This window comes from Burkholderia semiarida, from assembly GCF_029268935.1.
Lineage (GTDB): Bacteria > Pseudomonadota > Gammaproteobacteria > Burkholderiales > Burkholderiaceae > Burkholderia > Burkholderia semiarida.
On record NZ_JAHLCL010000008.1, the window covers coordinates 2,065,890 to 2,089,164 of the forward strand.

The following is a 23,275-nucleotide window of genomic DNA, read 5'->3' on the forward strand; positions in this document are numbered from 1 at the left end:
CCTCCACGTCGACGGGCCTCTCGTCGGCCAACAGCTCGATCACCTCGCTGTCAACCTCGACTTCGACCGGCATCAACTCGCTGTCCACCGGCCTGAGCACGGTCTCGACGAAGACCGACAACCTGGGTAGCAGCACCGCGTCGGCACTTGGCGGTGGTTCGACGTACGACCCGACGACGGGCAAGGTCTCGGCTCCGGCGTACACCACGTACAACGCGAACGGCACGACATCGACGGCCAATAGCGTGGGCTCGGCGATCAACAACATCAACAGTCAGGGCATCAAGTACTTCCACGCGAACTCGACCGGCGCCGATAGCACCGCAACGGGCACCGACGCCGTCGCCATCGGCACCGGCGCCGTCGCCGGCACGAACAACTCCGTCGCGCTCGGCGCGAACTCGGCGACCGCCGCGGCCACCCCGACGAGCAGCGCGACCGTCAACGGCGTTACGTTCGGCGGATTCGCCGGCGCCACGCCGGTCGGCACCGTCAGCGTCGGCGACCTCAACAAGGAACGGCAGATCACCAACGTCGCTGCCGGCCAAGTGACCCAGACCAGTACCGACGCGATCAACGGCAGCCAGCTTTATTCCGTCGCCCAACAAGTCGGTACCGCGACCAGTGCCATTTCGTCGCTGTCGACGTCGACTTCGACCGGTCTGTCGTCCGCGAACAGCTCCATCACGTCGCTCTCGACCTCGACTTCGACGGGCCTCTCGTCGGCCAACAGCTCCATCACGTCGCTCTCGACTTCGACCTCGACGGGCCTGTCGTCCGCGAACAGCTCGATCACTTCGCTCTCGACCTCGACTTCGACGGGTCTCTCGTCGGCTAACAGCTCAATCACCTCGTTGTCGACCTCGACTTCGACGGGTCTTTCGTCGGCTAACAGCTCGATCACCTCGCTCTCGACTTCGACTTCGACAGGTCTTTCGTCGGCCAACAGCTCGATCACTTCGCTGTCCACGTCGACCTCGACGGGTATCAATTCGCTGTCGACGGGCCTCAGTTCGACCAATAGCTCGGTGACGTCGCTGTCCACCTCCACGTCGACCGGCTTGTCGTCGGCCAACAGCTCGATCACCTCGCTGTCGACCTCGACATCGACGGGTATCAATTCGCTGTCGACGGGACTCAGCTCGGCCAATAGCTCGGTGACGTCGCTGTCCACCTCCACGTCGACCGGTTTGTCATCGGCGAACAGCTCCATCACGTCGCTGTCGACTTCTACTTCGACCGGCATCAACTCGTTGTCGACCGGCCTCAGCTCGACCGATAGCTCGGTGATGTCGCTGTCGACTTCTACGTCCACCGGTCTCTCGTCGGCCCGGCATCAACTCGTTGTCGACCGGCCTCAGCTCGACCGATAGCTCGGTGATGTCGCTGTCGACTTCTACGTCCACCGGTCTCTCGTCGGCTAACAGCTCGATCACCTCGCTGTCGACCTCGACCTCGACGGGTATCAATTCGTTGTCGACCGGCCTCAGCTCGACCGATAGCTCGGTGATGTCGCTGTCGACTTCTACGTCCACCGGTCTCTCGTCGGCCAACAGCTCGATCACCTCGCTGTCCACTTCGACTTCGACCGGCATCAACTCGTTGTCGACCGGCCTCAGCTCGACCGATAGTTCGGTGATGTCGCTGTCGACTTCCACGTCCACGGGTCTCTCGTCGGCTAACAGCTCGATCACCTCGCTCTCGACCTCGACCTCGACGGGTCTGTCGTCGGCCAATAGCTCCATCACGTCCCTGTCGACCTCGACTTCGACGGGCCTGTCGTCGGCCAATAGCTCCATCACGTCCCTGTCGACTTCGACGTCGACCGGCCTGTCGTCGGCCAACAGCTCGATCACGTCGCTGTCGACTTCGACTTCGACTGGCCTGTCCTCGGCCAATAGCTCAATCGATTCGCTGTCCACGTCGACCTCGACTGGCCTCTCGTCGGCAAACAGCTCGATCACGTCCCTGTCGACTTCGACCTCGACCGGTATCAACTCGCTGTCCACCGGCCTGAGCTCGACCAACAGCTCGGTGACGTCGCTGTCGACCTCCACGTCGACTGGCTTGTCGTCCGCGAACAGCTCGATCACGTCGCTCTCGACTTCGACCTCGACGGGCCTCTCGTCGGCAAACAGCTCGATCACGTCCTTGTCGACCTCGACCTCGACCGGCATCAACTCGTTGTCAACGGGTCTCAGCTCGACCAATAGCTCGGTGACGTCGCTGTCGACTTCCACGTCCACTGGCCTCTCGTCGGCCACCAGCTCGATCACCTCGCTGTCCACATCGACCTCGACCGGCATCAGCTCGCTGTCCACCGGCCTGAGCTCGACCGATAGCTCGGTGTCGTCGCTGTCGACCTCCACGTCGACCGGCTTGTCGTCCGCGAACAGCTCGATCACGTCCCTGTCGACCTCCACGTCGACCGGCCTGTCGTCCGCGAACAGCTCGATCACGTCCCTGTCGACCTCCACGTCGACCGGCCTGTCCTCGGCCAACAGCTCGATCACGTCCCTGTCGACCTCCACGTCGACCGGCCTGTCCTCGGCCAACAGCTCGATCACGTCGCTCTCGACCTCGACCTCGACGGGCCTCTCGTCGGCTAACAGCTCAATCACCTCGCTGTCGACCTCGACTTCGACGGGCCTGTCGTCGGCCAACAGCTCCATCAGTTCCCTGTCGACTTCGACGTCGACCGGCCTGTCGTCCGCGACCAGCTCGATCACGTCCCTCTCGACCTCGACCTCGACCGGCATCAGCTCGTTGTCCACCGGCCTGAGCAGCACGGACAGCACGATCACGTCGCTGTCGACCTCGACGTCGACCGGCATCGGCTCGTTGTCCACCGGCCTGAGCAGCACCAACAGCGCGGTATCGTCGCTGTCGACCTCCACTTCGACCGCGATCAACGCCGCGAAGACGCACTACTACAGCGTCAACGACAACGGCACGCAGCAAGCCAACTACGCGAACGACGGCGCCACGGGCACCAACGCCCTCGCCGCCGGCGTGAACGCCAGCGCGGCGGGCGCCAGCAGCGTGGCAGTCGGCGACGGCTCGAACGCGCAGACGGCAGGCGCGGTTGCGATCGGCCAGAACGCCTCGGCAACGGGCGGCAAGGCCGTGTCGATCGGCTCCGGCAACACGGCGTCCGGCGATGGCGCGGTCGCGATCGGCGATCCGAACGTGGCGACGGGCACCGGCGCAGTGGCGATGGGCGCGAACAACACGGCGACCGGCGACGGCGCGATGTCGCTCGGCAACCAGAACACGGCAACCGGCGCCAGCGCGCTCGCCCTCGGCAGCGCGAACCAGGCCACCGCGGACAACACGATCGCGCTGGGCAGCCAGGCCACGGCCAGCGCCACCGGCGCCCAGGCCTACGGCTCGGCCGCCAAGGCCACGGCCGCCGACGCACTCGCCTTCGGCACGAACGCGCAAGCGAACGTCGCGAACTCGATCGCACTCGGCGCGAACTCGGTCACGGCGGCAGCCGTCGGCACGTCGAGCGCCACGATCGGTGGCGTCACGTACCCGTTCGCGGGCGGCTCGCCGGTCGGCGTGGTGAGCGTCGGCGCACCGGGCCAGGAACGCCAGATCACGAACGTCGCCGCGGGCCGCATCTCGGCCACGAGCACGGATGCGATCAACGGCAGCCAGCTCAACGCGACGAACACGGCGCTCAACACGTTGTCGACGTCCACCGCGTCGAACGTCGCGTCGCTGTCCACCGGCATCAACTCGCTGTCCACCGGGCTGAGCACGACCAACAGCAACGTGGCCTCGCTGTCCACGTCGACCTCGACCGCGATCAGCTCGCTGTCAACGGGCCTGAGCACGACGAACAGCACCGTCACCTCGCTGTCGACGTCGACGTCGACCGGTATCGGTTCGCTGTCGACCGGCCTGAGCACGACGAACAGCAACGTGGCCTCGCTGTCGACCGGCGTGACGAACATCAACAACCAGTTGAACCAGTTGTCGACGACGCTCAACAACAACACGACGCGTGCAGTGAACAACAACGGCATCGCCGCCGACATGAACGGCACCGGCAGCGATCACCCGACCGTCACCGCCGGCTCGAACTCGGTGGCGATCGGCGCGAATTCGACGGACGGCGGCCGCTCGAACGTGGTGTCGGTCGGCAGCGACCAGCAGCAGCGCCAGATCACGAACGTCGCGCCGGGTACGCAAGGCACCGACGCGGTGAACGTGAACCAGCTGACGCAGGTGCAGACGACGCTGTCGACGGCGCTGTCGGGCCAGCAGGCGCAGATCAACTCGCTGGGTTCGCAACTGCAGCAGACCGACCAGATGGCGAAGCAGGGTATCGCGGCCGTCGGCGCGATGGCCTCGATCCCGCAGCTCGATCGCGACGCCAACTTCGGGATGGGCGTGGGCACGTCGACCTTCCTCGGCCAGAAGGCGATGGCGGTCAACATGCAGGCGCGCATCACGGAGAACCTGAAGGCGTCGATCAACGGCGGTTTCAGCGGCGGTCAGAAGGTGATCGGCGCCGGCGTGCTGTACCAGTGGAAGTAATGCGTCGCGCCGCCAGGCCGCCCAGCTCGCCGGCCGTGCGGCCCGCGGCGGCCCCGACGGCCAGACGAGCCCGCCGCGCAACCCGTGGCGGGCTTCAGTCAACCCAAGCATTGAGGATGTAACCGTGAACAAACTCGCTCTTGCGCTCGCGCTTTCCACAACGGCCCTCGCCGCGTGCTCGACCGCATCCGGCCCGACCTTCAGCGCCTCCGAACTGCAGCCGCGCGACGGCGTGCGCACCTTCCAGGTGGACTGCCACGGCCTGCTGTCGGGCCCGCAGACCTGCATGAAAGCCGCCCGCAAGATCTGCGGCGACGAGCCCGTGCGCGCCGTCGATTCGGCCCGCGCGCTGCGCGACCAATCCGATCCGGCCACGCTGGTCTTCCAGTGCGGCGTCGCACAGGCCGAAGCGGCCTCGGCCGCCACACCCGCACCCGCTGCCGCCGTCGTCGAGCGCGTGAACCTGTCGGGCGACGCGCTGTTCGCGACCGACCACGCGACGCTCGCACCGACCGCGCGCGAATCGCTCGACCGGCTGCTGAGCGAGCGTGCCGACCGCACGTACTCGCTGGTGACGGTCACCGGCTTCACCGATTCGGTGGGCAGCGACGACTATAACCTCGCACTGTCGAAGCGCCGCGCCGAATCGGTCGCCGCCTATTTGAAGGCGCATGGGCTGAAGACCGATTCGATGACGGTGTCGGGCCGCGGCAAGGCCGATCCGGTCGCGTCCAACGCGACGCCGGAAGGCCGCGCCAGCAACCGCCGCGTCGAAATCCGACTGCAGCACTGAGCCGCCTGCGGCCGCCCATGCGGCCGCGCTATCCGGCGGGCCGCACCCGCCGCGCCGGAATTCCGCCGGACCACCGGGCGCCGCTTCGCCGGCGCCCGTCCCCGTTGGCCATCGGCTATGTCAAAGTTCGTCACGCCCTGCCAAAAACGGCGGTTTCCATGCCACAATCGCCGCAGACAGTCGCCGGGGCAGCCTGCCCGACGCGCGCCGTGCCGGGCGTGCCCGGCGACACGCCGGCATCCGGCTGCCGCCTTCGCGAATCTCGTCGCCCGATTCGCACACCGCGGCGCACCGGCGCGAATCCAACCATGACAACCCACGGCGCGCCGCTGCCGGCCAGACGCTCGACGCGATGCCCGGACGCACGACGCCGCAGAGGAAACCAACCGGTGACGGACATCAATGAAGCCGCCGCGGGCGGCACCCGCAAGCAACGGCCGGCGGTCGGCATCTCGCTGTTTGCGCGCGACGGCCAGGCGATCTGGGAAAACGGCATCCACCAGAACATCGCGTTCCTCGCGATGATGCTCAAGCGCTCGGACCGCGTCGGCCCCGTCTATTTCCTGAACGGCGGCGACGCCACTGCACTGCCGGCCGGGCTCGAACTCGACGGCCTCGACATCCCGCTCGTGAAACCCGCCGACGTCACGCACGAACTCGACGTCGTGATCGAAATGGGCGCGCAGTTGCCGGTCGAATGGCTGCGGCACATGAAGGCGCTCGGCAAGAAGATCACCGCGTTCTTCTGCGGGCACGTGTATGCGGGCCTGTGCGAGACGCCGATCTTCGGGAAACCGTCGGGGCACGTGTTCAACGGCGCGCCGTTCGACGAAGTATGGCTGCTGCCGCAATACGACAAGACCGCCGCGCCGATGCTGCGAACGATCCTGCGCGCACCTGTTCACCTGATGCCGCACATCTGGTCGCCGTACTTCCTCGAGCGCCGCGTGGCCACGCTCGCCGACGAAGGCGCGACGTTCGGCTATCGGCCCGGCCAGCGGCCGTGGAGGCTCGCGACGCTCGAGCCGAACATCTCGGTCGCGAAGTCCTGTCACTACCCGATGCTCGCGTGCGACGCTTTCTACCGCGCGCGGCCTGATGCGGTGCAACACATGTTCGTCGTCAACTCGATGCACATGAAGGAACATCCGACCTTCCTGCACTTCGCGAACAGCCTCGATCTCGTGCGCCAGCACAAGGCGACGTTCGAACCGCGGCTCGACCTGCCGGGCTTCATGGCGCGCCACGCGGATGCGGTCGTGTCGCACCATTGGGAAAACGGGCAGAACTATCTGTATTACGACGTGCTGTACGGCGGCTATCCGCTGATCCACAACTCGACGCTCATTGGCGACGCCGGCTATTACTACCCGGACTTCGATTCGGCCGCCGGCGGCCGCGCGCTGCTCGAAGCGTGGCTGCATCACGACGAACGCCTCGACGACTACCGCGCGAAAGCCGGCCGGCTGCTGCAGTCGGTCTCGATCGACAACCCCGCGAACCTCGACGCGTTCGTCTCGCGTCTGGTCGCCTGAACCGGAGCATACGCATGTCGGACTCCAATGCCCGTCAAGCGCCCGGCGAGGGCAAGCGCGTCGTCGTCGGCGTGTCGCTGTTCGTGCGCGGCGCCGGCCAGTCGCTGTGGGAAAACGGCATTTTCCAGAACTGCCTGCTGCTGATCCTGCTGCTGCGCCAGTCGCCGCTCGTCGCGGATGCCGTGATGGTCAACGGCGGCGAACAGGTCGCCGATCCGCAGATGATGCTCGGCGAGTGGAACGTGCCGCTGCTGTCGATGGACGAAGCGCTCGAGCGCTGCGACGTGCTGATCGAGATGAGCGCGCAATTCGGCGCGGACTACCTGCGCGCGTTCCGCGAGCGCGGCGGCAAGGTCGTCACGATGCGGGTGGGCAACGACTACGTGATCGACATCGAGCGCGCGATGTTCGACAAGCCGTCGGGCTTCCTGTTCTCGGGCGCGCCGTACGACGCGGTGTGGACGATTCCCGAATTCGAGCGCTCGTGCCTGCACTACTACCAGACGGGCCTGCGCGCACCGGTCACGATCGTCCCGCACATCTGGCATCCGATGCTGTTCGACAAGGCGCGCGCGACGCTCGGCGCCGGTTTGTCGTTCGGCTATCAGCCCGGCAAGCCCCGGTGGCGCGTGACGATGTTCGAACCGAACATCTGCATGGTAAAGACGAGCATCATCCCGATGCTCGTGACCGAGGAAGCGTATCGCGCTAAGCCGGCGTTCCTCGAATTCGTGCGCGTATGCAACACGCTGCACCTGAAGGAACACCCGACTTTCGTGCACTTCGCGAAGAGCCTCGACATCGTGAACCACGGCATCACGACGTTCGAAAGCCGCTACGCGGTGTACGAGTTCATGGCCGCGTACGGCGACGCGGTGGTGTCGCACACGTGGGAGAACGCGCAGAACTACCTGTATTACGAGCTGCTGTACGGCGACTATCCGCTGATCCACAACTCGCCGTTCCTCGGCAAGGCCGGGTATTTCTATCCGGACTTCGACTGCCAGGCGGGCGGCCGCGCGCTGCTGCAGGCGTTCGCCGAGCACGACGCGAATCTCGACGCGTACCGCGAGCAGTCGAGGCACGTGCTCGACTCGGTCAGCATCTACAACCCCGACAACGTCGCGGCCTATACGGACGCGATCGCCACGCTCTATCGCGACGCGTGACCCGTCCCCGCCCCACGGAGCCGATCCGATGAAACTCAATGTCGCGATAACGATGAACGTCCAGCGCGACGCGACGCAGTCGATCTGGTACAACGGCGCGAACCAGCACTGCGTGTACCTGTACATGCTGCTGAAGCAGTCGCCGCTGATCGGCGAGGTCTGGCTCGCGCACGACGACGGCGTCACCGAGTATCCGCAGGCGTTGATGATGGACGCGTTCGGCGACGCGCTGCGGCCGCTGTCGGCCGTTGTCCACCAGACCGACCTGCTGATCGAGATGAACGCGTTCATCGACCCGTCGCACACGGACGTCGTGCGCCGGCGCGGCGGCAAGTGCGTGTCGTACCGCTTCGGCAACGACTACGTGATCGCGGTCGAGACGATCAACTTCGAGAAGAACGACTGGCGACCGAACCCGCACCGCGTGCAGTTCGACGAGATCTGGACCAATCCGCAGCACATGCATACGTGCGCCGCGTATTTCCAGGCCGTGTACCGCGCGCCGGTGATCGAGCTGCCGCATATCTGGTCGCCGTATTTCATCGAACGCAGCCTCGACGCCGATCCTGAACTAAAGGCGCGCTTCGGCTATCGCAACCACGGCCCGGCCAAGCGCATCGCGTTCTTCGAGCCGAACCTGAACGTCGTGAAGAGCGCGATCGTGCCGATGCTCGCCGCGAACGCGTGCTACGTCGACCATCCGGAGCTCGTCGAGCACGTGTACATGACCAACACGTTCGACAAGAAGGAGAACGTCGCCTTCAAGCATCTCGCGCTCGGGCTCGAGATGGTGCGCGACGGCAAGGCCACCGCCGACGTGCGCGCGCCGTTCGTCGCGTGGGCCGCGCATCACACCGACATCGTCGTGTCGCACCACTGGGAAAACGGCCTGAACTACCTGCTGTACGACGCGCTGTACGGCAACTACCCGCTCGTGCACAACTCGCCGTTCCTGCGCGACGTCGGCTACTACTATCCGGACTTCGAGATCTTCGATGCGGCGCGCGCGATCGCGACCGCCGCGCAGACGCACGACGCACGGCTCATCGACTACGCAGCCGCCGCCCGACGCTGCCTGCACCAGGTCGACGCGCTCGCCGAGCACAACGTGCGTGCCTATTCCACGCAGATCCAACACCTGTTCGCCGATCGCCCGCTCGGCTGATTGCGATCGCACGCGCCCGTCGCGTTACACGCGTACCCGATCGCCGCTTTGCGCGGCGAACGCGCGGCCGTGCCGCCGTCCGATGCGCGCGAGCACCGCGAAACAACGGGCTGCCGACCGGCCCGCGCGGCCCGATTGCCTGACGAGGCTGTCGCATACGCCGCGCGCGATCGCCGACTCGTCACCGCACGCGCCGGCAATGACGCCCGCGTAATAGTGCCGCGCCGCCAGCTCGCGGCCGCCCGCGTCGAGCGGGTTCATCCGCTGAATGCGGCGCGCGACGGTCGTCAGGCCGTCGAGATAGGGCGCGACATCGATCGGGGCATCGGGCGACTCGGCGCCCAGTTGCCCCAGCATGTCGGCCAGTTCGGCGAGGGCGATCAGGCCGCGCACATCGGTTGCCTGCGTGCCCGTTCCGCCTCCGGCTTTCGTCTCCGCCATCTCCACGCCCCTTTTTGCGATTCGTCCCGCCCCCGACGCGCATCCCGCGCACCGCCCTGCCCGTTCCCGCGATCACGCGGCGGCCGGCGACCGCCACGAAAAGCGGATACCCTGCGCCCACGCGACGCCGGCATCCACGATGATCTGCCGGTCCATCTCGCTTTCCACACCCTCGACGACGACGTGCCGCGCACCTTCATGCGCAAACGCGATCAACCGGCGAAACCGGTATCGCCCGATCGCGTTGCGCTTGATCATCGACAGAATCGAGCGGTCGAGCTTCACGATGTCGGGATTGCCGACCACCAGATTGTTCAATGCACTGAAACCGACACCGAAATCGTCGATCGCGATCCGGCACCCGGCGCGCCGGAGGCGGTCCACGAACGACCGGCCCGCGACAGGGTTCAGCGGCCCCGTCTCCGTGATTTCGACCACCAGCCGCGCCGCCACCGACGGCTCGCACTCGAGCCGCCTGAAGATCGCGAGCCACGCGTCATCCACGACCGCACTGGCCGCCGCGATGTTGCACCCGTACACGGCACCGGGATCGGCGCGCAGCGCGTCGATCATCCGGCCGACCACCAACCGATCGAACCAGCGCATCAGCCCGAGCGCTTCGAGGCGCGGCAGGAAGGCGAGCGGCGGCAGCGCGTCGCGCTCGCCCCATCGCAGCCGCGCCAGGCATTCCTGGTACAGCACGCCGCCCGACAGGTCGGCGCGGCACACGGGCTCGCGCGCGAATCCGAGCCGGCTTTCGACGAAACTGCGTACCGACGCGAGGTCGGGATGATCGTCGCGCGCGCCGAACACGCGGTCGATTTCGTCGCGATTCGCTTTCCGATTCGCCTCCTGGCGAGCTTCGACCGCATTCATCCGGCGCTCCGGCAAATGGCGAGCCGCCGATCGCGGCTCGACCTCAACACATCAGCGGAACGAGCCGACCTCGACGCGCTCCGCCGCCCTACCCGGCCCATCCTGTCATGTCGATTTTTCCGGGGAGCGGACTGTTCGCTGCGGCGCCGTCAAATTCGATATTTTTTGCGATATTCGGTTACCTGAAATACATCACGCACGCGCGATGCCGACAGTGCGACAGGTTACACAACCCGAATCAAAAGAACCCGAAGCTTGAGTCGTTTATCTTTTTCGTCGAAACAGTTTTATCTGAATCGTCTCTTCGCGAATTCCCCGTCTCGAGAACCAGAGCACCGTCAATTGATCTGACCAATACCGTGCCGTGAAGTACCGATCACGCGCGACAGGCCGCGGTGAAACACCGTTCCCCATACACGACCCGCCCCGCGAGAAACCCGTTTCCGCCCGCCATTCGATCATCGCGGCATTCAATTTTCACGTTTCAAACGATATTATTAAAATTCCATGCGGAATCAATCTTCATTTAATCAATAATACAAACCTCAATTATATGAAGATTATGGATTGAAACATGTTTAACAATCTTTCCAACTTGTTAACCTATAAACTTGTTTTTGACGGACTTCCCTCGGAGCCGTCAATTTCGTGCCTTCGAAAACCGTCGAACCGATCGCGTTCGGCGGTTTCTTTTTTAACGGCATGATTTCGTCAGACATGAGGGCGGGACAAACCCGGCGGTGGCAGACGGCGCGCGGGCCGCAACGAACCGGTACCGCGGAAAATCGGCTTCAGGCAGCCGTCGCGCCGATCAGGTTCGCGAGCAGCGCGTCGTACTCGGCGACGAGCGCCGGATTCGACGACGTGTAACGGCCGAGGATCTCGCGCTGGCGCCGCGTGTACGCCTGCCAGTCGTGGTCGTGCGTATGCAGCGCGCGCAGCAGCGCATCGGCGCCTTGCTGCACGTCGTTGTCCGGATAGTAGTAGCCGAGATCGGGCGCGAGGCTCGCGTTGTGCACCAGCGGATAGCCCTGCCAGCACACGTCGAAATAGAAATAGTTGAGCGGGTTCGACCACTGGTGCGACACGACGATATCGGTCAGGTCGGCCAGGAACAGCGGCGTATCGAAACGCCCGACGAAGCTCGCCTTGCCCGCGCGCACGATGTCGAGATAGTTCATCAGCATCACGAACTCCGGGCTGTCGTGTGCGAGGCGATCGGCGTTCGTCACGTGCGTGAAGCAGATCGCGTCCGGGTCGCGGCGATACGCTTCGTCGATGATCAGCATCGGATACACGCAGAACTTCACGACGTTGTGGTTCGGCTCCATCACCGTGAGCCGCTTGCCGGGCTCGCTGCGCGGCCGGTATTCGCCGTGCTCGGGCAGCGACTGCGCGCGTTCGGTCAGGAACATCGGATCCCACACGAACGGCACGACGCGCCCCGGGCAGCGGCGCAGCGACTGCAGGAACGGCAGCGACGACGGCGCAATCTGCGGAATTGCCCATACCTCGTCGTAGCCGCGGTTGATGAACAGCGAATCCCACAGCCGGCGGCCGAACAGCATCGACTCCATCGCGTTGATGTACTCGACGCCGCAGCAATAGCTGACGAGCTTCACGCCGCGCGCTTTCAGGTAGGCCGTCTGCTCGCCGTCGATTTGCCCGCCAAGCTCGATCATCACGTCGAGCGCGTCCTTCATGTCGGCGAACGCGCGCGTGTCGTACATGCCGCGATCCCACGGCAAGGCGTCGGTCAGCGGCACGTCGGTCGTGTTGACCAGCGTCACGCGGTAGCCGTGCGGCGACGCCATCAGCAGCTTCGCGAGGAACAGCGCGTTCTGCTTGATGCCGTTGATCCACAGGCTTTCGTCGGGGGCACGCAATCCGATCGTGATGCCGATGCGCAGGCCGGTCAGGACAGGAGACGTCATCGTCGGCAGGATGGAAAGTTGAACGGGGATGGCATGGCGCAGTGTAGCGCGCGAAGCGCCGCCTGCGTCAAGCGGCGGCAATCCGGCATTCTAGCGGAGCGCCGGCCGCACACTGTCAGGGATGGTCAGCGGCCGGTCCGGAGCGCTTTTCAATGGAAGAAGAGCCCGTTGTGCGCCAGACATGGCCGAGTTAACTCTCACCATCAGGGATTCCGTCGCCGACGATCAAGCTCCCGAAACCGCACCTCGTTCATGGAACCAGCTCCATCCGATCGCCCGTCACGACCAGCTTGACGGGATCGGATTTCTTCCATTGCGATTTCGGGATTAGCAGTTGCCATTCGGCACCGGCTTGGTTACGGAAGAATCCCGCGACACCGACAACTTGCGCATCATCCGCCATGGGCGCCGACAGCTTCACCGTGGCGCCAGGCCCGAGCGTGGTTTCCATACTGCCGAGCAGATCGGCCCTCAGTAACGCTCTATCGTCATCGAGCAACTGGGCGTAACGCGCTTTTTCGAAGACCTTCGCGTCTTTCAGCTGGTAAACGCGCACCACAACCGGTAATGATTGACCCTGCTCATTTTCGTTGAGCGCGGAACGACTTTCGATCACCAGATTCATCTGCTTGACCTTCGCGACGAATACCGCGCGCGTCGTATCGACCGCCGTATCCATCACCGACTGCCACATGCCGCAGCCGGACATCGCCGCGACCATCAGCGCACCGACCGCTACCAGTCGAATGCTTCGCATCCTCCGATGGTTTCTCGGTATCACAACCAGTCTCCCTTCTTGCTCACGCACGGATAGCGCCGAATCGGCCCCCCGACGCCTTCGTACAGAACGAGCCGCACTGCAAAGTGGCAACACGCGTAGCGGCCTACGAAGCGGCTGAGTACGTCGCCGAATAGCGCGACGTCGCCCGGCCCGGCGAAACCCGACGGCTCGATACCTACGTTCACATTCACGATGCGATCGACGCGCATACCCACCCGTTCCGTTTCCTCGTCGAGCCACACGTAATGGATCGCCTCGATACGTCGCCGGTTATCGTCCTGTCGCGTCCAGTCGTACAACGACAGCGCGCCGCGCAGCACGTTCGCGTCCATCATGTTCAGCTCGGTTGTGCCTGCCGCGTTGAAGTGAGAAATCACCCGCCAGTCATAGTCGCGTCCGCGCGGCGGATACAGCGGCATCGTCGGGGCCGTCAGGTTGCATACGCGCTCGACACCGTTAAAGGTCGAAGCACGCGTGGCAATCGTCGATTCACGCAGGGCCATGCGCGGCAATCGGCCATTGTTTGCCAATACCCGGACCGTCACGTGCGCGTCCGGCAAGCTGCCCGGCTCATCCCATGGATGCCCGCCCAACGTCACGACCATCTCGCGCTGGCCGGTCACGCCTTGCCGAATCGACGCGTGGTAGTAGCGATCCGGCGATTCGTGCCGCATCATCCCGCCGCGGTGACGGAATTCCTTGATCGACCGATACGCGTATTGATTGGCGGTGCGCGGATCGGTCGCCACGACCGACAGCGCATCGTAGGGCTCGACGTGCTCGCCCGCCGACCTGGGAGGGAGCACCGGATAGTCGCGATCGTGTCCGTTGGGCCGGATTGCCTGCGCGTCCAGTTCGAACAGATTGATCACCGGCGTGCAGAACAACCGGATATTGTCCGCGCCGAACGTGGCGTCACCGGGTATCCGATCCCGGATCACGATTTCGAATTCAAGACGCGTTTCGCCCGGTGGCACACTCGCCGCGTCGAAACCGCACAAGTCGACGAAGTGGAACTTCTCGGGGAACGCGAAATATTCGAGCATCGTCTGCTCGCGATCGAGAGCGGCGTCGCGTGCGTCGTGATCGACCGGCCACAGTCGCTCCTGTGCGCCAAAGCCGGCCGCCTCGAACTTCATCGCCGGACGCGGCTGTAGCTGGCCGTCGAGCAGGCGCGGCATGCGCACGCCGATCGACTCGACCTGGCGCGTGAACACTGCGTACAGCGCGGATGCGGTCGGCCGGTCGCCATGCAGGTAAAGCCGGATACGTGACAGGTCATCCAGCAACCGCTGCTCGCGGTGCAGCAGGTCGAACGCGAGCCGAATCACCGTGTGACCGTCCTCGCGCATACGCGCACCCGCCTCGCGCACGCCGAGCGGCAACAGGCTTACCGCCTGAGTGGTCCGATAAACGCATATCGTCCCGTCCTGGCCGACCGGTGTCGAATGAACCTGTAGCCCCGGCGGCAACGTATCGAGAATCCGCGCCTCGCCGGTGCGGGGCATGCACGCAAGGATCGCCAGCGACGGAATCGTGCGACCCGCATGCGGCCAAAGGTGGTCGATCAGCGGATCGGTGATTTCCGAATAGGCGTCGTCGAGCTTCATGCGCAGCCGGCTCGTGAGGAAAGCGAAGCCCGCGTAAGTCTGCTCGACACTGTCGTGGAGTGCACCGGGCATCATCGTCATTCCCACACGGCGGGCGCCTTGCGGCTGTTCCTTCGCAAATTCCCGCGCCGCTTCGCGCAGGTAGCGCATCTCGGCATCGAAGTAGCGCAGGTACGGATCGTCCTCCGCGCCGAAGCCAACGCCTTCGGGCATCACCGGTTCGTTTTTGCCTTCACTCATGGCTGGAGATCCTGTGGCAGCGGCGGCAGGAGCGGCATGGTAGACACGACACCGGCGTTGCCGACGATGAAAATGCGATCGGGCATTCGGAATCCGCGCAGTTTCAGCAGGCCAATCGGCCCGGCGCCGACCTGTGTGCGCAGCACATACGAAAGCGGCTCGCTGCTCCCGGTGTTCCACGTGAGCCGATAGCGCGTGCTATCAAGCTGCTTGACGTCCGCCTTGCTCAGCAGACGCAGGAACGCCCAATCGCCGGTCGAATCAAACGCCTGCCGCAGGCCCGCGTCGAGCGTCTGCCACGTGAGCCCCGCGTGTCCGTTCAGGCCATTGCCTGGCCACGCCAGCGGCGTCCAGCGTTCCTGCTGATTGAAATAGACGATCTGCTTGCCGTCGATCGACAGTTCCGAGCGTGTTACCTCTGGCGTCGGCAGGGCCATCATTTCGAATTTCTGTCCCGCGTCGCCCTGCAAGTAGAGCTGCGCGCCCACCGTCGACAGCTGCCGGACGGCGCTCAGGAATTTCGGGTCGAACTGCAGCGCCTGCGGCGCAAACTCGTTCGGCGCCCAGTGATCGCCCTCCAGCTTCATCACGCCGGCCAGTTGTGTAGTGACGAAACGCGAAATCAATCCGGTGTCGGGCCGAACATAGCGGCCAAGCTCAGCGAAGGATGCATCGGCCTGCGTATCGAAGAACGGATAGCGGCCGCTCATCGCCGCGTTGAAGGGCGCGGCAACGCTGGCTCGCCATGCGTCGTTCAGGCTCGCTGCGGCCGGCTGCAGAATCGTCTGCCATGCGGCCTCGAGCGGCTGCGCAAACACCGCATCGCCAAAACCCGCCCATGCCGCGCCCAGACTTGCGGCCGTCAGCGCCGCGTCATCGCGTGCTTGGGACAGCTCCGACAACTTCCCCTGGAACACCGCCTGCGCGAGCGAACGCGCCATCGCCTGCGCATCCGGACTGCCGGAAATCTGCTGCAACTTCAGCCGCATCGTCGTGACTGCCGTCAGGTAGCGCGACAGGCTCACACCGGTCAGCGCGATACCGGCCGGCAGAGCGCTCTTCGCGTTTGCAGCGGCCGGCGACGCGCCCGTGTCGCTCATCAGCATGAGCAGCGGACCGAACGGCTTGTCGAGCGGGCTGACGACGGCCGCCCCTGCCTGCTCGTCCGTGCCGATCAGGTCTTGCGCCTTGCGCATCAGCGTGTCAACCAGCGCCTGCGACGGGCGGCCCGCCTGGGCCTGATATTGCACGGATTTCATCAGCGCGATCAACGGCGAGGTCTGTGCATCCGCGAGCCGCGAAAGCTGTGCCACCGCACCGCCGAGATTGGATGCCGGCTGCCATTGCATACTGTTGAGCATGCGCTGCCACGCAACCGTGTACTCGTCAAAATAACGCGCCGTCAGCCGCTGCTTCAGTTCCTCGGCGGGCGCTTTAGACCGGATCATGTCGGCCGCGCGCGTGTGCCCCGTCGTCCGAGACGGCTGCGTGCTCGCCAACACCCAGTCGCCACTGCTTTGGTACTCCCCGGCGGCCTTGTCGATTGCCGCGGCGATCATGCCGTCCCACGCTGCGCGCGTATAAATCCCCGGCACCGTCTGCGACGCGGTGAACATCCCACGTGCATCGGCGCCATTCAGCAGCGTCTCGAGCGACGCGTCGGCGTACTTGTTCTCGACGTCGTCAATAATGCGCCGGTAGACCGTGTCGTCGGCTGACGCGAGTCCCATCTGCGTCACCAGCATGTTGCGAGTCGCTGTCACGACGCGATCGTCCGTCGCAATTCGCCATTCCGGATGCGCTTTCAGATGATCGGCGTAAAACGCTGCGAGCCGTCGGCCGATATCGTCACGCTCGCCCGAAGGCATTTCCGGCGGCCTCTTCCACAGAGCTGTGAGTTGATGCTTCAGAAATGCAGATTCGGCGCGAGATGGATCACCGAGCATCAGATAAGCCTTGAGCGCATTGTAGGTACTGCTGCGTGCGTCCTGTGATTGAAGGCTGTCGGCGCGCATCCGATCGGCTGCCACCAACAGCTCGCCGATCGTTTTCACAACAGGCGCCTGCAAGTTGCGAGTCGCGGCGATTCGGTACGGTTGCCACAGACTGCCGAGAACATCGGCATTGTGCGACAGACCCGCGCGCAGATACCACGGTGCGCCATGCCGTTGCCGGTATTCGAGCTTTTCGATCAACTGTTGCAGCGCAAGCTGCGCGCGCAAGGCGATAGCGGTTTGCGGCCGTGCATCGACCGCTGCGCGAGCCGCCGCTTCCGCTTCGCGCATGAGTTGCCGGTTGCCGACGAACGATATGGTCATCCATGCGCACCACGCTATCGCCGCAACTGTCACGCCTATCGCCAGCGCATCCGGCCAGTAGAAGCCCACCCGCTGGCCAATGCGTCGCCGACTGGCGATTGCGCGCCACGCGGGTAGCAGTGCGGCCGGTTGCGGCGGGAAATCGGTCGGGAGGGTCGGCGCCGTTGCGCTCGCGCCCGCAGCAATCGGCACCGGCGTCGGCATGGTGGCTGTCGTCGCGAATACGGGAGCGAACATGACGCCCGTCAGCGGCGCGCGCGCCCAGTGCGAATCAACGAGCGCCTGCCAGCCGGCGACGATTTGCTCGTGCTGCTTTTCGATGTATTGCGAGATTTCGGCTAAATATGTGATGCGTGTCGATGCCGCACAAAGCCGAACGCCCGTGTCCGCCGTACTACGCTCGATCGCAGCGAGTTGATCGCGTAAGACGAGAAGCCGACTAGCACCGACCACCGGCTCCGGAAATGCGCCGATCGCATCGAATGCTTCCGGGCGGCCGTTCGCCGCGGGCACTGGATGCAGGAACGTGACAGGCGCGGCCCAGCCGATGTCCGCGGCAAGCGTGGCGAGTGCGCGCGGCAGTTCGCTAACGCGCTCGTCCGCATGCGTGACCTGCACGACGCCGTCGACAGGCCGTCTGCTCCGCAGCTTACGGATCTGCCGACGCCACACGCCCGCGTCGATGTCGTCCGGCGCCGCGTGCACGAGGATCACGTCGCCGACGGGCATCGCACCCGCGCACTTCAGGCCCGGCGCGACCTGATCGACCAGCGTGTCAGCGCCGCTCACCATCAGCCACGGTGATCGGTATCGCCAGCGCCGGCCCTGCGATACCCGTAGTTCCTCGACCAGACGTTGCAGACGCGCATCGCGTTTGAACTGCCGTCCCGTCGTTGAAGCAGCTTCCTTCTCACCGGTTTGCAGACGAAACAGTTTGGCTGCGCCCGCATATGCGCAAGTCGATATCGCCATCAGATGAATGATCACGATGACAACCAGCAATACCGGAATACCGATCAATGCCAGTGTACGAGGCGTGCCATCGGGGACGCCGAGGCGCTCGCCATGGAACCAAACCAGCACGAGCGCTGAAACGGCAATAACCAAGACGGCAAGAGGCAGCCCCCAGACTGCGACCCGGCTCTGAGCGTCGTCGGTTAAGGCCGCTCTAGGCTGCGTGTTTTGTAGATTATTTTTGGATATCGACATGCGGAGAAGCCGTTTGATCTCGAGGTAAAACATAGAGGATGGCCGACTGCGAGCCATCGACGACGAGTTGCGGTCCGTCACTGGCACCGGACTCGATCGCCGCGGCGATCGCCAGCAGACCGTTCGCTGCCCGCATGTCGCCAACAATACGATCCAACCGACTCTGCGCAGCGTCTTTCGCTGCAACCACAAACCCGGCGGCGTTCAACGCGCGGTCACAGTTTTCAACCGGCCGCGTTATCCACGCGCGCGTCACCGAGGCGGCGTCGGCTTTGCCCCAGATCGCGGAATTCGCGAAACCATATTCCGGTTCGGCGGAATCACCCGCAACGGGCCTATGTAGCGCAGCCTTTCTACGGACCTCCTGCGGAAGCCCGAAATAGCCGGCATCAAGCAACGCGGCCACACATCCCTCGGCAAGGCTCTCGTCGATGTCATCGTCGTACCACGTCGTAGCGATGACGAGGAGCGGACGGGATTCATGCGCGTCGAGCCATACATCGGCCACAAGCAACGCGTCGGCAGCCGGAACGGCCTGGACTTCCAAGGGCGGAAACGCCACCAGATGCATCGCGGCACGAACCTGGGTCAAACGCACGTCCGCGATGTCCGACTCGGCCAATACGCGCACTTGAGGCCAATATGCCCTTTCGTATCGAGTCAGTGCCTGAATGCTTTCAGCGAGAGGCTCAAGCGCAACGCGAATCATCTGCACCACCGGATCGGCCTTCTTCGGTACGGCAGCAGTTGGACTTTCCTCTTCATCCGCCATGGAGGAAGCGTCCAGCGGCGGATCATTGGACGGGGCGTCCAGTAGCGGGTCGTTGTCCTCAAAGCGATTGCACAAAACCTTTCCTGAACCGTGCCGCGGGGCTTGCACCTTCATGATGGAGCGTTTCCCTATCAGAACATCGGACAGAGATGTCCCACCAAGTGGCAGGCAATAGCCTGCGTCGAGTACATAAAGCGGTCGCTGCGCAAACCCGATCTTTTTCGCAAGCCAGCGGTCACGATGATGGTTGCGCCAGTATGCGCGATACCATAGCCCCTCGTAGCCTGCGCGGCCAAAGCCGAGCAGGACCAGAAACAGTCCGTTGGGTACCCCACTAATCAAGCCCCAAAACCTAAGGCCGCTCGCGGGCTCGCTTTTCGGCCACGCCAGCAAAATGACCACCGGGCCGAACACATTACACACGAACCAAGTTAATGCCCACGGCCTGAAACGCATCCTGGCCGGATACGCGCTGGGGCGTCCGGCGGGAGAGAGATCGACCGGCACTACTCGAAGTGGACGTTCGGTAGCGACGAAATCAATCGACAACCGCACGTGCAGCGATGGCCGTCCAGCGCGAACAACTTCTCATCGCGATCGGGATACTTGTCCGCGCCCTCGTCGATGACGGTCGGACCATGCAGGTCGCAGGTCGCATCGTCGCCTTTACGTGCAAGCGGCCTGTCCATGAACGTCGTCCACGGCGAGCCGCTGGTAACTTCACCGCCATGTTCGAGCTTGTCACCTTTGCGAATAGGAGATTGCATATACTGGCTATCTAGTTGAATAGGGATTTTTGGAGTTTCCAGCACACCGCGTACCGAAGCTCAGGGACAAATTAATCGCGGATGACAATCTATCGATCCCCGTCGTCTCTTTCAGGAGCCGTCGATCGCAATGCAACAACTTCAATTCCGCCAAGCGCCACCGGAATTCGATCGATTTCCTTCTTGTCAAGCCTCTGTCCCACAATTTCAAACGAGAAACATGGGTAATGTATTGCGTCAGGGCATATTAAGAAATAATCAGGAACAGTCAATCTCTCTCGATCGCCATATATCGAATCAACGTAGGCAATGGTTCCATCCCATCCCCTTCCTTCATATTTCCTTTGCCACACGATATTACGCACATATCGCCCCCCAGAATCTTCCAAAGCAATTTCGTCGACCGCGGTGGTGTTATTCACAACACTTGAACCCGACACACCCGATTCAGCCATAAAACAACTAAACGACAGCTTCCCGCGTATAGCCCTCTTATCCAGCGCCATCACAAGATAAAAATCAAATGATATGATTTCATTATTTACACCCACCGAAGAATCGACTACCTTTGACGATATACTCTCGCCGAGAACATATCCGCACCGATTTTTCAGCAGAGATACATTATCCCGATAATTGACATGACCAGTAGAAACCGACTCACTATTCGCGGCCCCACCGAGCCCCAAAAAAGCCAACAACATCCAAAAAATATTTCTCACGGCAACTTCCGTCTTGTGAAGTTTTCCGGCCACGTTAGATCTTCCTGATTTGCCCCCTTGAAAATCGCAATATCGGTCAAAACCATTAACGCATTAGTCAGCGACGTCGATCGATCTACCAGACCATTCATGTTTGGTGGGTTTTTGCCCGTAGCACCCGGATAGTTCACTGCTGCAGCACAATTCGCAAAGGATTGGTTGTAATACCACACCTTAATTCCGGCGTTTGTTCGAATTACCCTTCTTTCGTTCACACCCATCTCATCTGCATATTTATTTGCACTATCCACCCGCGGTCGAGACGGATTGTTCACCGTAGGCATCGATTTCCCAGACCAAACCCAATAAGCACCTGCACTATGACTCGCATGATAAGCATCTCTTGCAACCTCATTTCGCCACTGCAACTCCTGCGCCCCCGGCGGCAGAGTCGGGTGTCGACCAATAAATTTAAAATATTTATAGTAGTTATTATTTCCGCCGCCCATATTTCCGTTAGGATTTGTCAACTGCAAAAAACCCCGACCAAACCAACCGTTGTGCAGGTCTGTTGCACTATCATTGCGATTCCCTTCCGCAAGATAGCGGAACCACCCTGTTTCTTGTGTGGCATTTGCTATAAAACACGCCTGTCGAATAGGGGTGTCAAGCTTGAACTTCCTCATCGAATCGTTCAAACCCAACCCAAACCTATCAAGCAAAGACGAAGCGTGATCTGGATTCGGTGACTCCCATACTCCTTGAGATGGGGAGTTATGTGAGCCTGGCTTTCTAATAACATGATCCGGTATAAGCTGGAGCATCTCCCTCTTACCAAGCCATCCGCATTTCCTGAAATGCCGAATAAATTCGAGCGGATGAAAATACCAGAGCTTCTCTTTTGCTAGCGATTCCTCGGATGGCAACCTGTCAAGAAACTGGAATTTTCCGAGAAATTCAATAAACAAGGCATAGCCATCCGGGTTGGTATCTTTCTGCTTGCCAAAGAATCCATCTGGTTCATTCAGACCTCGATAGCGATCGTCGTTGTCCGACGGATCCCACTCGCTGCGCGCGTTGAACACCAGCCCCCTGAGCTTTGTGCGCACACCCTCTGCATTCCGCACATAGCCAGCGAGCAGCTGATTGGCACTATCGTTGTTGTTACCGTCGTATTCGAGCGGCTGGATCATTCCGAACGTTGCCTGTGGATCAGTAACGCCGGTCAGACGACAAAGCTCATCGTATCCGCATAACCCATCCCGATTAAACGGCGTATTGCTTTCGTCAACTTTTTGCCAACCCTTGAAGAACGGAAAGTCGGCATCCGACAATTTGATGATCTTGTCGGCAGCGATGTTGACATATCCTTGCGTCCCGTTCTCGTCGATTGGCACCGCTACCCAAGTAGCAGGGGCCTCCCCCGTCACCACCGTACGTGAAAGAATTCGCCCAAAGCGCAGCATTTCATAGCCATCGCTGGGACACTCTGAATAAAGTGCTACCGCTCGATCATACAGGTCGTACTCATACTGCCCTGTTTCTCCGTCGTACGGGTCAGCAACCGGAACCTTTGTAAGCAGAATAACGTTGCCGCTGCTACCACGGTCGATCCACGCGCATGTGTAGCGCCGCCCCTTGTTGAACCATGCTTCCACATAAAGGATGTCTTGTTCACCAATTGAACCGCCTGGCAGACGCGGAAACCAGTCGTCCGCCATACCCGCGGGCTGCGCGATAAAATCATGTGGTCCCTTAATGACAAAATAGGAATGCCCCCAGTAGTCACTCGACGCAGGCTGAACAGGATTCCTCTCACCCAGTTGAACCTTGTGGCCGTCCTGATCAAACCAGGCTGTAAAGTCGGTGTCCGACATGAAAACTTCAAAATGCAGATGCCGCACTCCCTGGTGCTGACCGACATAACCGAGCATGTCCTTGCGGTACACCTTCTTTGTGCCGCCCAACTGAACGATCCCGTCTTTGCCGCCTGCCGTATCGAGCAACCATTCAGGCAGGGCATTCATCGATCCCTCTGCTGGCGGATTGGTCGGCTGAGGAGCAAGCCGCTCCTGTTCCGTCATGTCCAGCAAATGCATATATAGTGAGTAAAATGTAATCGCTCGCCCATGTCCTGTATCGGTCTTATGTCTGAGCAAGACAAATCCAGCATTCGAGTTCAGCAACGGTTGTCCAGTCGGATCTTTCGCGCCATCAGACAAAGCGCTTTTGCAAACGCGATACGCGACCACATCGCCATCGGCAATTGCGCGCACCGGTTCGTGCTGCTCGCCCGGATCCAGATGAATGCCGCAGTGAAAGCGCCGGTCGAAAGCAACGGGATAGACTCCATGATGACCAATCTCGAACTGATCGACGACATCCATCATAGGGTCCGTCTTCGACGCATCAGTAG

General features: G+C 62.5%; 14 protein-coding genes and 1 pseudogene. 5 read left to right on the forward strand and 10 right to left on the reverse strand.

The genetic code is table 11. The features are described from left to right. The 5 genes and pseudogenes from KPB06_RS34650 to KPB06_RS32365 all read left to right on the forward strand — a co-directional run. Nucleotides 1–4,548, forward strand: a pseudogene (locus tag KPB06_RS34650) (YadA-like family protein); the annotation flags it as partial. A gap of 124 nt (nt 4,549–4,672) precedes the next feature. Beyond that, a complete protein-coding gene (locus KPB06_RS32350; protein WP_124863275.1) occupies nt 4,673–5,341 on the forward strand; it encodes an OmpA family protein in 669 nt (222 codons plus the stop codon). Between the two features lie 389 nt (nt 5,342–5,730). Further along, entirely contained in the window at nt 5,731–6,876 is a 1,146-nt protein-coding gene (locus KPB06_RS32355; protein WP_104012520.1) for a DUF2827 domain-containing protein, read from the forward strand. Nucleotides 6,877–6,890: 14 nt separating this feature from the next. Continuing rightward, entirely contained in the window at nt 6,891–8,045 is a 1,155-nt protein-coding gene (locus tag KPB06_RS32360; protein ID WP_275905227.1) for a DUF2827 domain-containing protein, read from the forward strand. A gap of 28 nt (nt 8,046–8,073) precedes the next feature. Next, nucleotides 8,074–9,210 (forward strand): DUF2827 family protein, encoded by a 1,137-nt coding sequence (locus tag KPB06_RS32365; RefSeq protein ID WP_060315308.1) that lies wholly within the window; start codon nt 8,074–8,076, stop codon nt 9,208–9,210. 24 nt (nt 9,211–9,234) lie between these two features. On the opposite strand, the gene KPB06_RS32370 is transcribed toward KPB06_RS32365, so the two are convergent. The 10 genes from KPB06_RS32370 to KPB06_RS32415 all read right to left on the reverse strand — a co-directional run bounded on the left by KPB06_RS32370 (nt 9,235) and on the right by KPB06_RS32415 (nt 23,246). Further along, on the reverse strand, nt 9,235–9,651 hold the full coding sequence (locus KPB06_RS32370; protein ID WP_059575451.1) for a hypothetical protein: 417 nt from the start codon (nt 9,649–9,651) through the stop codon (nt 9,235–9,237). A 72-nt stretch (nt 9,652–9,723) separates the two neighbouring features. Then, nucleotides 9,724–10,527, reverse strand: a complete 804-nt coding sequence (locus KPB06_RS32375) for an EAL domain-containing protein (protein WP_059575453.1) — start codon at nt 10,525–10,527, stop codon at nt 9,724–9,726. Nucleotides 10,528–11,318: 791 nt separating this feature from the next. Then, nucleotides 11,319–12,461: a DUF2827 domain-containing protein gene (locus KPB06_RS32380; protein ID WP_089465749.1), complete on the reverse strand. Its 1,143-nt coding sequence runs from the start codon at nt 12,459–12,461 to the stop codon at nt 11,319–11,321. A gap of 250 nt (nt 12,462–12,711) precedes the next feature. Next, entirely contained in the window at nt 12,712–13,218 is a 507-nt protein-coding gene (gene tssJ, locus KPB06_RS32385; protein WP_104012518.1) for a type VI secretion system lipoprotein TssJ, read from the reverse strand. Between the two features lie 20 nt (nt 13,219–13,238). After that, nucleotides 13,239–15,065, reverse strand: coding sequence for a type VI secretion system baseplate subunit TssF (tssF, locus tag KPB06_RS32390; protein WP_089465813.1), 1,827 nt, complete (start codon nt 15,063–15,065; stop codon nt 13,239–13,241). Nucleotides 15,066–15,088: 23 nt separating this feature from the next. Next, the gene (locus tag KPB06_RS32395) at nt 15,089–18,652 is read right to left on the reverse strand and encodes an ImcF-related family protein (protein ID WP_226094233.1); all 3,564 of its coding nucleotides are present in this window, start codon (nt 18,650–18,652) and stop codon (nt 15,089–15,091) included. Continuing rightward, nucleotides 18,600–19,898: a hypothetical protein gene (locus tag KPB06_RS32400; RefSeq protein ID WP_059575462.1), complete on the reverse strand. Its 1,299-nt coding sequence runs from the start codon at nt 19,896–19,898 to the stop codon at nt 18,600–18,602. Before KPB06_RS32400 ends, KPB06_RS32395 begins: the two co-directional genes overlap by 53 nt. Beyond that, nucleotides 19,898–20,158 carry a PAAR domain-containing protein gene (locus KPB06_RS32405; RefSeq protein ID WP_081059280.1) on the reverse strand — a complete coding sequence of 87 codons (261 nt, stop codon included), beginning with the start codon at nt 20,156–20,158 and terminating at the stop codon, nt 19,898–19,900. The genes KPB06_RS32400 and KPB06_RS32405 overlap by 1 nt, the downstream gene beginning before the upstream one ends. Nucleotides 20,159–20,247: 89 nt before the next feature. Continuing rightward, complete coding sequence (locus KPB06_RS32410) at nt 20,248–20,913, reverse strand: hypothetical protein (RefSeq protein WP_275905228.1); 666 nt, start codon at nt 20,911–20,913, stop codon at nt 20,248–20,250. Beyond that, complete coding sequence (locus tag KPB06_RS32415; RefSeq protein WP_316252118.1) at nt 20,877–23,246, reverse strand: hypothetical protein; 2,370 nt, start codon at nt 23,244–23,246, stop codon at nt 20,877–20,879. Before KPB06_RS32415 ends, KPB06_RS32410 begins: the two co-directional genes overlap by 37 nt. Nucleotides 23,247–23,275: the final 29 nt, after the last annotated feature.

Excerpts from the sequence above, each read along its gene's own strand:
- KPB06_RS32395 (WP_226094233.1), bottom strand. The coding sequence starts at position 18,652 with ATGTTTTACCTCGAGATCAAACGGCTTCTCCGCATGTCGATATCCAAA.
- KPB06_RS32375 (WP_059575453.1), bottom strand. The coding sequence starts at position 10,527 with ATGAATGCGGTCGAAGCTCGCCAGGAGGCGAATCGGAAAGCGAATCGC.
- tssJ (WP_104012518.1), bottom strand. The coding sequence starts at position 13,218 with ATGCGAAGCATTCGACTGGTAGCGGTCGGTGCGCTGATGGTCGCGGCG.
- KPB06_RS32360 (WP_275905227.1), top strand. The coding sequence starts at position 6,891 with ATGTCGGACTCCAATGCCCGTCAAGCGCCCGGCGAGGGCAAGCGCGTC.
- KPB06_RS32370 (WP_059575451.1), bottom strand. The coding sequence starts at position 9,651 with ATGGCGGAGACGAAAGCCGGAGGCGGAACGGGCACGCAGGCAACCGAT.
- KPB06_RS32380 (WP_089465749.1), bottom strand. The coding sequence starts at position 12,461 with ATGACGTCTCCTGTCCTGACCGGCCTGCGCATCGGCATCACGATCGGA.
- KPB06_RS32415 (WP_316252118.1), bottom strand. The coding sequence starts at position 23,246 with ATGGATGTCGTCGATCAGTTCGAGATTGGTCATCATGGAGTCTATCCC.
- KPB06_RS32405 (WP_081059280.1), bottom strand. The coding sequence starts at position 20,158 with ATGCAATCTCCTATTCGCAAAGGTGACAAGCTCGAACATGGCGGTGAA.
- tssF (WP_089465813.1), bottom strand. The coding sequence starts at position 15,065 with ATGCCCGAAGGCGTTGGCTTCGGCGCGGAGGACGATCCGTACCTGCGC.
- KPB06_RS32365 (WP_060315308.1), top strand. The coding sequence starts at position 8,074 with ATGAAACTCAATGTCGCGATAACGATGAACGTCCAGCGCGACGCGACG.